This is a genomic window from Bartonella sp. OC68QHHN (assembly GCF_042193875.1).
GTDB lineage: Bacteria > Pseudomonadota > Alphaproteobacteria > Rhizobiales > Rhizobiaceae > Bartonella > Bartonella grahamii_A.
Genome location: NZ_JBHIME010000006.1, coordinates 36,224 through 50,188 on the forward strand (window position 1 = coordinate 36,224; position 13,965 = coordinate 50,188).

The 13,965-nt window shown below is 40.4% G+C and carries 12 protein-coding genes; 3 read left to right on the forward strand and 9 right to left on the reverse strand.

Annotated features, from left to right (window positions below; translation table 11 throughout):
* Positions 1-1,127: 1,127 nt before the first annotated feature.
* The 5 genes from ACFIJ0_RS00330 to infA all read right to left on the reverse strand — a co-directional run bounded on the left by ACFIJ0_RS00330 (position 1,128) and on the right by infA (position 3,907).
* On the reverse strand, positions 1,128-1,535 hold the full coding sequence (locus ACFIJ0_RS00330; RefSeq protein ID WP_375643939.1) for a hypothetical protein: 408 nt from the start codon (positions 1,533-1,535) through the stop codon (positions 1,128-1,130).
* Positions 1,536-1,605: 70 nt separating this feature from the next.
* Positions 1,606-1,779: a hypothetical protein gene (locus ACFIJ0_RS00335; protein WP_375643940.1), complete on the reverse strand. Its 174-nt coding sequence runs from the start codon at positions 1,777-1,779 to the stop codon at positions 1,606-1,608.
* Between the two features lie 671 nt (positions 1,780-2,450).
* On the reverse strand, positions 2,451-2,657 hold the full coding sequence (yacG, locus tag ACFIJ0_RS00340; RefSeq protein ID WP_375622490.1) for a DNA gyrase inhibitor YacG: 207 nt from the start codon (positions 2,655-2,657) through the stop codon (positions 2,451-2,453).
* A gap of 107 nt (positions 2,658-2,764) precedes the next feature.
* On the reverse strand, positions 2,765-3,469 hold the full coding sequence (locus ACFIJ0_RS00345) for a Maf family nucleotide pyrophosphatase (protein ID WP_375622488.1): 705 nt from the start codon (positions 3,467-3,469) through the stop codon (positions 2,765-2,767).
* 219 nt (positions 3,470-3,688) lie between these two features.
* On the reverse strand, positions 3,689-3,907 hold the full coding sequence (gene infA, locus ACFIJ0_RS00350; protein WP_004857577.1) for a translation initiation factor IF-1: 219 nt from the start codon (positions 3,905-3,907) through the stop codon (positions 3,689-3,691).
* Positions 3,908-5,481: 1,574 nt separating this feature from the next.
* Here infA and ACFIJ0_RS00355 point away from each other — a divergent pair.
* Positions 5,482-5,853: a helix-turn-helix domain-containing protein gene (locus ACFIJ0_RS00355; protein WP_375622486.1), complete on the forward strand. Its 372-nt coding sequence runs from the start codon at positions 5,482-5,484 to the stop codon at positions 5,851-5,853.
* 184 nt (positions 5,854-6,037) lie between these two features.
* Here ACFIJ0_RS00355 and ACFIJ0_RS00360 read toward each other — a convergent pair whose 3' ends face one another.
* Positions 6,038-6,172, reverse strand: coding sequence for a hypothetical protein (locus tag ACFIJ0_RS00360; RefSeq protein ID WP_375661351.1), 135 nt, complete (start codon positions 6,170-6,172; stop codon positions 6,038-6,040).
* A 567-nt stretch (positions 6,173-6,739) separates the two neighbouring features.
* On the opposite strand from ACFIJ0_RS00360, the gene ACFIJ0_RS00365 reads away from it, so the two are divergent.
* Positions 6,740-7,111 carry a helix-turn-helix domain-containing protein gene (locus ACFIJ0_RS00365; protein ID WP_375661353.1) on the forward strand — a complete coding sequence of 124 codons (372 nt, stop codon included), beginning with the start codon at positions 6,740-6,742 and terminating at the stop codon, positions 7,109-7,111.
* A gap of 88 nt (positions 7,112-7,199) precedes the next feature.
* On the opposite strand, the gene ACFIJ0_RS00370 is transcribed toward ACFIJ0_RS00365, so the two are convergent.
* The gene (locus ACFIJ0_RS00370; RefSeq protein ID WP_375661355.1) at positions 7,200-7,433 is read right to left on the reverse strand and encodes a hypothetical protein; all 234 of its coding nucleotides are present in this window, start codon (positions 7,431-7,433) and stop codon (positions 7,200-7,202) included.
* Positions 7,434-7,999: 566 nt separating this feature from the next.
* Here ACFIJ0_RS00370 and ACFIJ0_RS00375 point away from each other — a divergent pair.
* Positions 8,000-8,371, forward strand: coding sequence for a helix-turn-helix domain-containing protein (locus ACFIJ0_RS00375; RefSeq protein ID WP_375622486.1), 372 nt, complete (start codon positions 8,000-8,002; stop codon positions 8,369-8,371).
* 458 nt (positions 8,372-8,829) lie between these two features.
* Here ACFIJ0_RS00375 and ACFIJ0_RS00380 read toward each other — a convergent pair whose 3' ends face one another.
* Positions 8,830-9,957 (reverse strand): hypothetical protein, encoded by a 1,128-nt coding sequence (locus ACFIJ0_RS00380; RefSeq protein ID WP_375622484.1) that lies wholly within the window; start codon positions 9,955-9,957, stop codon positions 8,830-8,832.
* Positions 9,958-10,796: 839 nt separating this feature from the next.
* Complete coding sequence (clpB, locus tag ACFIJ0_RS00385) at positions 10,797-13,376, reverse strand: ATP-dependent chaperone ClpB (RefSeq protein ID WP_375622482.1); 2,580 nt, start codon at positions 13,374-13,376, stop codon at positions 10,797-10,799.
* Positions 13,377-13,965 lie beyond the last annotated feature (589 nt).

Consider the following 13,965-nt stretch of genomic DNA (forward strand, 5'->3'; position numbering starts at 1 on the left):
CGTGGCATAAAGGGGTTCAATACAGTGCAATCGTTACTCAAAACCATGCCCCCGATTGGAGTTTACGAGACGGTAGAACAGTATCAAGGAGACAAACACCCGAAAAAACAAACATATGAGTGGTTCAGTAAAAATCAAAGATTAAGCTTATAACGTTGAAAAAGCTGCCCTATGTTGGGGTATTCCCGCGCCCCCTGAATCTCAGAAAAATGAGTTAAAATACTTGTTTTGTTGATGAGCCAATCATTTAGAACGAACAATTGCCAAAGAACGGTTCACCAATATCCTGATCGCCAATAAACAGAATAATCCACACAATCCAGAAAAAAGGAACAACTGCCCAGCCGAAGTGTGACCTAAAACAAACGCTCCAACAAAGGGAGCCAGCAACATAGCTAAATTTTGTATAGACTGCACACCCATCCAGAAGCCAACCCAATCTGTTCATTGAAATTGGTGACCAGATAAACAGTTAGACGATATGGAAAAGTAGGCACTCACCATTCCGATGAGAAAAAAACAGAAAAACAAAGTCTGGATACGGAGTAAATCCAAGTAAAAAAAGCACACTGAAATCATTATAAAACAAACCATTGTTGACATTGCAGGCATTAACAACTCTGATATTTTGCCCATAAGGGGTTTATGCTTTGATTGTTGCACACGCCAAAATCCATATGAAAATTACCAATCGCTGAAGCAGATACCAACATCAAAAGAGCCTGTTTATTCATTTTCAGTGCATTCAGGATGACAGGAAACTGATTATTCACCTAAAGATCATGGTAAAATACACAAACATCACCGCCACATAGGCATACCAAGTTGTCCTATAAAGCCTATGCTGTAATTTCATGGTGTTCGCTGTTTTTATCATGAGTGACGAAACAGGTTGTGCACAAAGACAACAAAACACCATAAAGCCTAGCAATGTCAGAAATCCAGAAAACAATAAAGTATATGTATCTGATAAAAACACGCAGAGAGCGTACTCCCCAAAGCAAGTCCTCTCATCTTCGCCATGCTATTGATCATGTTAAATACACAATAGCAACGAGTACGTTCTTTTTCAGGCACAGAATTTGCACTGAGAACGGAAGTTGCTGGAATGACTAGACTATTGAATATCACTTAAATAACTGCCAATTATAATAAATCCTTGCAGACTCATCGCCATCAATAAAACGACAGTACATAAGCCGGGCTCGTAACAACAACGATGTTCGCAACCAATGTATCATATAATGTTTTAATTGATTTTCATTTTTAGGTAATACATTAAATTTAAACGCATTATTAGTCATATTTTCATTAAAGTTATAAAGTATAATAAAAAAATTTTCTTTTTTCTTTTTAAATTTCTTTTCTGCTTGCCATTTCTTTAGTTCTCTGCTAATTTTCGCAATGTTCTTAGTATTAAGAGGCTCTGAAGGTTTGAATTCATTCATTATTTCAGTACCTAATGAAGTACTAAGGTGCGAATTTGCATAATTTATACGTCGTTTTAAATTTTGTAAGTTAGATTTTTTTGACATTGTTTTCCCCAATGTTGGGAAATTTTCCTCCGCTATTGAAGCCCTCTGTTCCCGCAGAGGGCTTATTTATTTATGATTCTAATGTAGACATAATATTATTTCCCATTTTATCTCTTAATAAATCAATAAATTTAGCTTTATCAAAACATTTATTTAAAAGTTTATTGTTTTTAAAAATAAAAGTTTCATTGCTATTTTTCTCTGTAAAAATAGCTTTAATTTTTATGTTGACATCAAACCTCATTACCAACTCCATGAATTTTCATTATGTAATATGATCTATTATTGTTACGCGATCTTGTTAGTTTAACAGACAAATTTAAACCATTATTTTGACTAGGTAATCCAAATTTGGAAACAATATCAAAAAAATCTCTAAATGATGACTTACCAACATTCCAATTGGCTTAGACAGAACGATACTAGGTCATAATGTTGCGGCTCCAATAAAAGCGACATCATATTGATCAGCTTTCTAGGTGAACACAGATACGGTCAAAATCACGATATAATCAATCCAGCCCCCAAATGACACCATGCCATTACCAGCAAAGGCACCAACAAGCGACTATTTATTGCCCCGTCTCTTTGCACCAAAACACGCCCCCTCCTTTTTCGTTAGCCATACTGATTAAATTATCAATTCTTACCTGCACCCTAAAGGCATCATCGACCTTCCTGTAACAAAGCAATTTATAATTATCAATGATAACAAAACCACTGATGATACGTCTTAGATATGTATTAAAAGTTCCACCATTGATTGAACTTAATCTGCGTCTCTGCGAATGACGACAATAAACAAGCCGTTAATCCAGCCCTTGAATCTATTTACGATAATCCCGCGCACCTACCCCCCTCAGCTCCAACACAAAAAACGCTCTGAGCATTCTCTTCTCAAGAGGAATACCCCCTTTATTCTTCTTCATCACTTTTCTGCGGCGGGGGTGGTAAAATATAAGCGCCTGAAAGCCAACGATTAAGATCAATGGCTCGGCATCGTGTGGAACAAAAAGGATAAGCATTTTGTTGTGACATTTGACCACAAATCGGACAAGGATGCGGAGGACGAGTCTCTTTTTGCAAATTTAGCTCTTTTTTTTCTTGGCGCACCTTTGTCATCTTCTCCTTCATTAATTTTTCTTCTGATCCTTTTTTTTATTTTTGCTTTTCTCTTTTTGTTGCTTTTCACCTTGCATTGATCTTGCCTTAAAGTTTTTCTAATGCGTTTATTCAGCCCAATGAGTAAAAACTGGATAGTGATAAGCGGTCAAAAGATCGACAGTTTCAGCCAAAGGCAATCCCACAACATTGGAATAAGAACCCGTAATATAGACAACAAAAGCCCCTGCTTTTCCTTGGATAGCGTATCCACCAGCTTTCCCTTGCCATTCACCAGAAGCAAGGTAAGCCTTCATCACGGAAGAGGTTAAGCGTCTAAAACGAACACGACTTTCAACCAATTTTACGGTTATTTTTCCACGTTCATTGAGCGCACAAACGGCGCCATAGACCTTATGCGCCCGTCCTGAAAGGTATCGTAAACATTCATAAGCCTCATCTTCACCCTCTGGTTTGGGGAGAATGGTGCGCCCCACAGCCACCACCGTATCAGCGGCCAAGATAACCATTTTCTGTTCAGATAATTCTTCTTGACCATTCTGCAACTCTTCTTGACCATTCTGATTATACCAGCGCAAAATTTCTTGGGCTTTCAGCGCTTTTTCTTTTGCCAAACGTTTAGCAAGATTTGCAGGATGTTCTTTTAATTTTGGCGTTTCATCAATATCGCTTGCACAAACTTGCTGAGGATCAATCCCTATTTGTGCTAAGAGTGCCAAACGCCTTGGCGAAGCGGAAGCAAGCACCAAATGAATTTCTTCTGTAAGAGTATCTGCCAAACGTTTTTTCCCCCACTCTCTTATATTTTTCATTTCCACCCCTTCACAATCGACTTCCCTCGCGCCCCCTTTTAAGTGCCCCATTTTAAGCGCTATTGGTCTCCTTATCCTTTTTCCGCATTAATTTACAGTTTTTCAAGGGCATTCAAACACTCACCTTTTTTCACTCATGAAAAGCAAGCTAAAGAACTGCTGAAAAATAATAGAAATAATATGATGGCTTTTAGAAAGAAGAGCAAGCCACCCATTAGGCTACTTATAGCGATATGTAATGCGCCCTTTTGTCAAATCATAAGGTGTCATTTCCACCATGATTTTATCACCTGCCAACACTCGAATACGATTTTTCCGCATTCTACCAGCAGTATGCGCAATAATTTCATGATCATTTTCCAATTTCACGCGAAACATTGCGTTAGGTAAGAGTTCAGTAACGATACCAGAAAATTCTAAAACTTCTTCTTTTGACATAAACAAACATTTCCTTTACAGTGCACATTTTTGTTAAGCTGTGCGTTATTTCCAGCGTTCATATCCTATTTTCTTAAGTTTGTGAATAAAAATTCAACAAAAAGGGAAAGGTTTTTCAAGTTTAGTCTCTCATGTTCTCAAAAAACATCACCACACACACATTGAGACTCAAAACTTTCTCTCCACCAATTTTACCTGCCCATTTCCTCCAATTTTTATAATTATATTGGTTTCAGAGTGACGAGAAATTACGCTAAATTTTCTCTCCCTCAAGCATTTTCCCAACGCCTCTGACTATCCTCCACGACTTACAAACAATCATCATCCCTCCAACTTTTCCTCACCTTCCACACCCTAAACATGCGCCATTTAGATAAATGCAAACACCTCTCCCCCATCCAGAAGCCCCCTCCTTTTTTCAAAAACATCCTTCATTCTTCCCACACCCATCCACGATATGCTCCACAGCCCCACTCTATGCATTTTCCCTTCCAGCCTGACTCATTTTTCCTCCACACACTTCATCTAAGCCACCCTCTTTATGTTGCTCTCCCCACTTTTGAGAACACGATCCCTATACATTCCGTATCATTAACCACAACGCCCCTAACAACATAAAGCCCTTCCTTTTTTGCACATTTCCGTTTTCACGCTTTTACGTCATTACAGAATAAAGCCAAATAAAATTTCCACACCAACACCCGCGCTATTCTGAAAACAATGCTCGACAACCCAGTTTCTTACCTAGCCAATCTCCCCCCCCCCCCGCACTTCAGATCACCCTTCCTCAAACGAGACTGTTGCATCAGACAAAACAAGGAAATCCAGTCTAAAATATTCACCACACACTCTAAAAAACACTTGATAAATTGATATACCTGATATCACCATCCCTCCAAATAACGGCGTTTTATGACATATTGATTTTTCTTGCTAATCTCCTGAAATTACTTTATCACTTAAAGTGTAATTTTGATCGTCCACNTAAACAAGGCTCTACAACCCAGCTTCTTACCTAGCCAATCTCCCCCCCACGCACTTCAGATCACCCTTCCTCAAACGAGACTGTTTCATCAGACAAGACAAGGAAGTCCAGCCTAAATATTCCCCACAGCCTCTCACAAAAAACACTTGATAAATTGATATACCTGATATCACCATCCCTCCAAATCACGGCGTTTTATGACATATTGATTTTTCTTGCTAATCTCCTGAAATTACTTTATCACTTAAAGTGTAATTTTGATCGTCCACGCAATGATCAATAGGGATTAAAAACCCGAAGACTTGACACATAAATTTATCCCGCTTTGCGGGTATCCCGGAATTCCGGGAGATTTTGCTATGTCCAGGTGCTTCTCAGCACTAAAAGCAAAAAGCTGACTCGGATTCAGTACCTTTAACTCCCGGAATACCAATGCGAGGGCGCTCGCAACCGGAGGGGGGCTTGAAGTGCAAACCAAAAATCCACATTTTATCGNATAAGCACTAAAAGCAAAAAGCTGAGTCAAGTCAGTGTTTTTAACTCCCGGAATACCAATGCGAGGGCGCTCGCAACCGGAGGGGGGCTTGAAGTGCAAACCAAAAATCCACATTTTATCGACATTTTGATAGGCAAAAGAATCCGCTATAGAAGAATTTCAATGGGTGTTTCCCAAAAAGAATTAGGAAGCTATTTAGGTGTCAGTTTCCAACAAATCCAAAAATACGAAAAAGGCTTAAATCGTGTAAGCGCAAAATGTTTACTCGAAATCGCCCAAAAGCTACAAGTTCCTATAAGCTTTTTTTACGCAGACCTTGCCACAAAAGAGGATCTTTCAACAAAAGAAACTCTCTTACACCACAATCAAGAAACATACAGCGAAAAAGAACACACCCTTTTAAAAAACTTTAGAGAACTCAAATCGAAAAAACAAAAAGCAATCTTGTGGCTGATTTCTGATTAAGCAACAGCGCAACGATCAACATTATTCGTTAATATATCAAACACCCCCACACACTTCAGATCACCACCCCTCAAACGACAGCACTTCATCAAGTACACATACCAAGCCCTATCTCCTCCCACTATCCTTCACGCATCCTCCCTTCACAACACCGCCTCTTACCCCCCCTCTAATCTGTTCATTCCTATTCCGCCCCCACACTCTCTCCTCTTTCTTCAATGCAACCCGCCTCTTCATCCCAACTCCCCATCCATTCACAGTCTCTTCCCCCATTTATCTCACCACATTCCATGCCATGACAAAAGCATACACAATGCATAAATCCTCCACTCCTTTTTCACAAATATACGTTTTTACGCTTTTACGTCATTACAGAATAAAGCCAAATAAAATTTCCACACCAACACCCGCGCTATTCTGAAAACAAGGCTCTACAACCCAGCTTCTTACCTAGCCAATCTCCCCCCCACGCACTTCAGATCACCCCTCCTCAAACGAGACTGTTTCATCAGACAAGACAAGGAAGTCCAGCCTAAATATTCCCCACACACTCTAAAAAACACTTGATAAATTGATATACCTGATATCACCATCCCTCCAAATAACGGCGTTTTATGACATATTGATTTTTCTTGCCAAGCTTCTGAAATTACTTTATCACTTAAAGTGTAATTTTGGTCGTATACGCAACGACCAAGAGGGAACTGAAAGCCCTAAACCCTAGCGTACAATTGAACCCACTCTTGTGGGTATCCCGGGATTCCGGGAGATTTTGCTATGTCCAGGTGCTTCTCAGCACTAAAAGCAAAAAGCTGACTAGGGTTCAGTACTTTCAGACTCCCGGAATACCAATGCGAGGGCGCTCGCAACCGGAGGGGGGCTTGAAGTGCAAACCAAAAATCCACATTTTATCGACATTTTGATAGGCAAAAGAATCCGCTATAGAAGAATTTCAATGGGTGTTTCCCAAAAAGAATTAGGAAGCTATTTAGGTGTCAGTTTCCAACAAATCCAAAAATACGAAAAAGGCCTCAATCGTGTAAGCGCAAAATGTTTACTCGAAATCGCCCAAAAGCTACAAGTTCCTATAAGCTTTTTTTACGCAGACCTTGCCACAAAAGAAAATATTCCTACAAAAGAAACTCTCTTACACCACGATCAATACACCTATAGCGAAAAAGAACACACCCTTTTGAAAAATTTTAGAGAACTCCAGCCGAAAAAACAAAAAGCAATCTTGTGGCTGATTTCTGATTAAGCAACAGCGCAACGATCAACATTATTCGTTAATATATCCAGCACCCCCACACACTTCAGATCACCACCCCTCAAACGACAGCACTTCATCAAGTACACATACCAAGCCCTATCTCCTCCCCACTATCCTTCACGCATCCTCCCTTCACAACACCGCCTCTTACCCCCCCTCTAATCTGTTCATTCCTATTCCGCCCCCACACTCTCTCCTCTTTCTTCAATGCAACCCGCCTCTTCATCCCAACTTCCCCCATCCATTCACAGTCTCTTCCCCCATTTATCTCACCACATTCCATGCCATGACAAAAGCATACACAATGCATAAATCCTCCACTCCTTTTTCACAAATATACGTTTTTACGCTTTTACGTCATTACAGAATAAAGCCAAATAAAATTTCCACACCAACACCCGCGCTATTCTGTAAACAAGGCTCTACAACCCAGCTTCTTACCTAGCCAATCTCCCCCCCACGCACTTCAGATCACCCTTCCTCAAACGAGACTGTTTCATCAGACAAGACAAGGAAGTCCAGCCTAAATATTCCCCACAGCCTCTCACAAAAAACACTTGATAAATTGATATACCTGATATCACCATCCCTCCAAATCACGGCGTTTTATGACATATTGATTTTTCTTGCTAATCTCCTGAAATTACTTTATCACTTAAAGTGTAATTTTGATCGTCCACGCAATGATCAATAGGGATTAAAAACCCGAAGACTTGACACATAAATTTATCCCGCTTTGCGGGTATCCCGGAATTCCGGGAGATTTTGCTATGTCCAGGTGCTATAAGCACTAAAAGCAAAAAGCTGAGTCAAGTCAGTGTTTTTAACTCCCGGAATACCAATGCGAGGGCGCTCGCAACCGGAGGGGGGCTTGAAGTGCAAACCAAAAATCCACATTTTATCGACATTTTGATAGGCAAAAGAATCCGCTATAGAAGAATTTCAATGGGTGTTTCCCAAAAAGAATTAGGAAGCTATTTAGGTGTCAGTTTCCAACAAATCCAAAAATACGAAAAAGGCTTAAATCGTGTAAGCGCAAAATGTTTACTCGAAATCGCCCAAAAGCTACAAGTTCCTATAAGCTTTTTTTACGCAGACCTTGCCACAAAAGAGGATCTTTCAACAAAAGAAACTCTCTTACACCACAATCAAGAAACATACAGCGAAAAAGAACACACCCTTTTAAAAAACTTTAGAGAACTCAAATCGAAAAAACAAAAAGCAATCTTGTGGCTGATTTCTGATTAAGCAACAGCGCAACGATCAACATTATTCGTTAATATATCAAACACCCCCACACACTTCAGATCACCACCCCTCAAACGACAGCACTTCATCAAGTACACATACCAAGCCCTATCTCCTCCCACTATCCTTCACGCATCCTCCCTTCACAACACCGCCTCTTACCCCCCCTCTAATCTGTTCATTCCTATTCCGCCCCCACNAAACACCCCCACACACTTCAGATCACCCCTCCTCAAACGACAGCACTTCATCAAGTACCACATGCCAAGCCCTATCTCCTCCCCACTNCAGCGCACCAATCAACGTTATTCCATTCATATCCCGCCCTTAAATCAAATTCAAACCAGCTCCCCACACCCCTTCAAAGAGCAATGTTTTACGGCAGATAGAATAATCAGTTGCATTTTTGTTGTCACTTATAATTTTCCAATGACTTTTGAATACCTCTATTAATCTTTTTATAGCACTTTTACTCTTTTTAAAGCTTCTTTCTCTGCTTCTTCTTTTAACTTCATGTCATTGGCGCCTTCATACCTTTCTCTTGTTTTTTCAATCTGATCATCAGTCCCTGCTTTAAAGACAATCATTGTTTCAAACGGACGAAATAATGACGATTGGCAAATATGAAAAAAGATATTCGTGCTCAAATTGCTTGGATCAAAAGCGCTATACCCTGTACTTTTTAAGTCATTTATAGATATCGCTTTTTTTGACATAGCAAGACCAATAACATCGCTATTTTTCTCACCAAAATCTTGTACTTTTAAAAGGTTATTTTTAGCGCCATAAACTGTCGACATATTCATGACTTCGTTAAAAACTTGATCATTTATATCTAATTGAACATTGCTGCCAAAAATGAATATAAGATCACGCAAAGAACAAGCTTTTTGAAAATAACAAACATTGTACAAACGCGAGTGAACTCCAAGACGGCTGACTGCTCGTCGAATGATTTTTATAGCGAGCTCATATGATTTTTCATCTAAACGATGATCACGAATGTCTGGAATGTAGATTTCTTGTGTTTCTTGTAACGGTGCAACTTCACTGTTTAATGCACGATCAATAAGCTTTTCTAACCAATTGTAACTCTTAATATTATCCTGCTCTCGGACAGACGATCTGATCTCTTCTAAAAGATTGTCCAGCCCATACTCGTCTCTAAAAGCACGCTCTCTTCGATCACACGTCATCGTAAATGTATGGGTATTTTCTCGTTTGTCCGGTATAGATGATGCGTCAATTTCTGGATCATTCACTTTAAATTGATCAACGCTTTCTCCACTTTTAACAGGTATCGAATGCTCACCTCTAATAGGATCAAAAACTCTCCCCCCTTGCTCCTCCATAAAAGAAAAGCCTTGTTCAAGAAACATCTTTAATGGATTGGAATCATCCGGTGTTAACGATATACGCTGTATTAAAGAGTCCAAAATTTTCTGTTGAAGCTCAGCATCACTTATTAACGAATCTTTCCTATCCTCATAGAAATCCTTTGAGCCTTCTGGAATACGCCAATTGAAACTCTTCACTCCCTCTGCAAACCAGCTGTTAATTATTTCCTTGTTTGTAGCTAATTTCATGAGATTACATCCCCGCTTAAATTTCAAATGATCCTTTTTATCAATAAACTTCAATACAGTTTTTATTAAAGTTCTTGAAAAAGTTTCATTATCTGTTTTTCTTACCTTAATATTTACCATATTATAGTTTATTGATAAAAATAGACTCAATTAAGATATAGATGATATTTTAATATACACCTCCACTTAAACTTGCCTTTGTAACACGAATAGCGAAAATTTTAACCAAAAACAGGTTATGGGTCTTGTTTTTTAAGTCTTTGTCTTGATTAAAAAACGGCAAAGGAGCAAACTTGATTGTGAAGATAATCATGCTCCATCCTCTATTAACCACCGACAAGAGTGCAATCAATCAAACAATTAAAAAAACTTTTAGCAAAATTTTAAAGCAGAAAAACGCACATCACCGAAAAAATGAGAGAGCAGTACATTTTACGCATCCCCCACCTTTTTCTTAAACAGCAAAAGAACTCCCAATCTATCGTCAAAATATCTTCGTCTAAAATCCCCCACACCACACCCCCTCAAAGAACGATGTTTTACGGCGGATAAACAGCATTTCTCTTTAACGCTTTTACGCACAAAGCAATAAAGCAATCCCGCTTGTGACTTCACTTATAACATTGCAAGAAAATAGCTTTCACTACAAACAGAAGTAAAAGAATCCTAGGATATTCGAGAACGCTCATTTAACATGCAAAAACACCGACCACTCCCTTTGCTTTGCAATAAAACACCGTTGTCTCATCGTGAATTTTCTAAATCAGCACGCCTCAAAGAGCGGTGTTTATCACATAATAGGATTATCACCGCCCTTTATAGCGTGAATTTCTCCAAACTTAATCTTCAGGCAAAAATTCCAACCGATCGCCTTGTTTTGTAATTTTCACCGTTGTTTCATCGTGAATTTTTCCAAATAAGATATTTTCCGCCAGTGGGTCTTGAATTTCTTTTTGGATAATCCGTTTAAGCGGACGTGCACCATAGAGAGGATCATAGCCCTTATCGGCAAGAAATTTTCTCACCTCTGGCTCGATTTGCAAAGTTATTTTGCGTTCATTGAGCAAATTTTGCAAATGTTCTATCTGAATATCGACGATCGCTTCCATATCGTGGCGTTGCAATCTTTGAAAGAGAATAATCTCATCAATACGGTTTAAAAATTCAGGGCGAAAAGCCGCTTTGACGACATTCATGACATCATTTTTTGCCTGATCGGTTGTTTGTCCCTCAGACAAAGCAGTTAAAAATTCAGCACCAAGATTAGAAGTCATAATCAACAAGGTATTGCGAAAATCAACGGTACGTCCTTGACTATCGGTCAAACGTCCTTCATCGAGCACTTGCAACAAGAGATTAAAAATATCAGGATGTGCTTTTTCAATTTCGTCGAACAGAATAACCTGATAAGGTCTTCTGCGTACGGCTTCGGTCAGCACGCCTCCTTCTTCATATCCGACATATCCAGGTGGTGCCCCAATCAGCCGCGCACCAGCATGTTTTTCCATATATTCAGACATATCGATGCGCAACATGGCATTGGAGTCTTGGAAAAGAAAAGCCGCAAGAGCTTTGGTTAATTCGGTTTTTCCCACACCAGTAGGACCCAAAAACATGAAAGAGCCAAGCGGGCGATTGGGATCTTGCAACCCCGCACGCGCACGGCGTACAGCGCGAGAAACAGCTTGAACAGCCTCTCCCTGACCAATCACACGTTTGCTAATTTCATCTTCCATCCGCAACAGCGCCTCTCGTTCTGCCTCCAGCATCCGATCAACAGGAATACCAGTCCAGCGTGAAACAATCCGTGCCACATGTTCAGCAGTGACCGTCTCTTCAACGAGATGATTTTGTTGATCATCATTTTCAGCAATGCTCAATTGTTTTTCGAGTTCAGGGATAACGCTATAAGCGAGCTCACCAGCTTTTTGGAATTGTCCATCACGTTGTGCAATAGCCAAAGCATTGCGGGCTTCTTCGAGTTGTTTTTTCAAATCGGCCGCATGTCCTAATTTTTGCTTTTCAGCCTGCCAAGCCGTTGTCATCTCAGCAGACTGTTGTTCCAATGTTTTCAGTTCCTCCTGCACATTTTTCAAACGTTCTTTTGCTGTTGGCTCGACGTCTGTTTTCAAAGCTTCACGTTCAATTTTCAACTGTAAAATACGCCGATCAAGAGCATCGAGTTCTTCCGGTTTTGAATCGACCTGCATCCGCAACCGCGCAGCCGCTTCATCGATAAGATCAATAGCTTTATCAGGCAAGAAGCGATCCGTAATATAACGGTTAGACAAACGCGCCGCCGCAATCAAAGCACTATCTGCGAGGCGCACTTTGTGGTGTTGTTCATATTTTTCTTTAATACCGCGCAAAATAGAGATAGTATCCTCTAAAGAAGGTTCAGGCACAAAGACAGGCTGAAAGCGACGTGCAAGAGCAGCATCTTTTTCGACATACTTTCGATATTCATCCAAAGTCGTAGCCCCCACACAGTGGAGTTCTCCGCGTGCGAGAGCAGGTTTTAGCAAGTTGGAAGCATCCATAGGACCATCGGATTTTCCAGCACCAACGAGATTATGCAATTCATCGATAAACAGAATAATTTGACCATTTTCAGCTTGTACCTCTGCCAGCACCGCTTTAAGGCGCTCTTCGAATTCCCCACGATACTTTGCACCAGCGATAAGTGCTCCCATATCGAGCGCATGAAGCTGTTTATCACGCAAAGTTTCAGGCACATCACCATTAACAATGCGCAATGCCAATCCTTCCACAATAGCTGTTTTCCCCACCCCTGGTTCACCGATCAACACAGGATTATTTTTGGTACGCCGTGAAAGCACCTGAATAGTGCGGCGGATTTCCTCTTCCCGCCCAATAACAGGATCAAGTTTTCCTTCGCGGGCATCTTTTGTCAAATCACGAGCATATTTTTGCAAAGCATCATATTGGCTTTCGGCATGGGGGCTTGTTGCTGTTTTCCCCTTTCGCAAATCATTGATAGCCTGATTAAGCGCTTGCGCTGTCAACCCTCCACTTGTGAGAATATCAGAAGTTTTTGCGGTCTTTTCCATGATCAGCGCTTGCAACACACGCTCCACAGTCACAAATTGATCACCAGCTTTTTTCGCCAGATCTTCCGCCATGTTAAAGACTTTTGCCAACGGTTGAGACAAATAGAGCTGTCCATTTCCCCCTTGTACTTTAGGCAAAGCATCAAGTGCTTCGTTAAGCGCCTTTCGAATAAGAGTAAGATCACCACCCGCTTTTTGGATCAGTGATGCTGCCAACCCTTGAGAATCGTCTAACAACACTTTCAACAGATGCTCCGGCAAAAACTGCTGATGATCAGAAGAGAGGGCACCACTTTGTGCTGATTGTAAAAAACCTTGCAATCGTTCGCTATATTTTTCCAAATTCATTTTTTTTCCTTAAATCTCAAGCCACCACCGCACTTTAAACTCCCCCAACATTTCACAAAAGAGGCATCTCAAAGGACCGACCAATCCCCACCAAACACCGCAAATGATGCCGCATGAAGAAGAACCGTAGTGCTAAAAAGAATATGGGTCCTCACAAGCCCTATAGCAAGAGGGAGAGAAAGGCGCGCTGTCATTTTTAAATAAAAACTGCAACTCCCCTATAACCTCACCATCACCCCCCCTCACCATCACAGTCTCTTCCACCCCCCCCAATCCTCGCACCACATTCCATGCCAGACAAAAGCCCAACATGACAAAAAACACGCACAATATATAAATCCACAAATCTCCGCATCATTTTACAGATTCACATTTTCACGCTTTTACATCTTTACAGAAAACAACCAAACGAAAGGTTTACCACCCCGCACCGCTCCATAAACAATAGTCTGTAAATATTTCAAATGCTTGCCTAGCAAGTTTCCACCACCGACCACTCATTCGTTTCAGATCTCACCCTTCAAAGAGCGGTGTTTTACATCATGAATAGGATAATTAACGAACCGTCTTAGAAAAAAGAAACGGCATG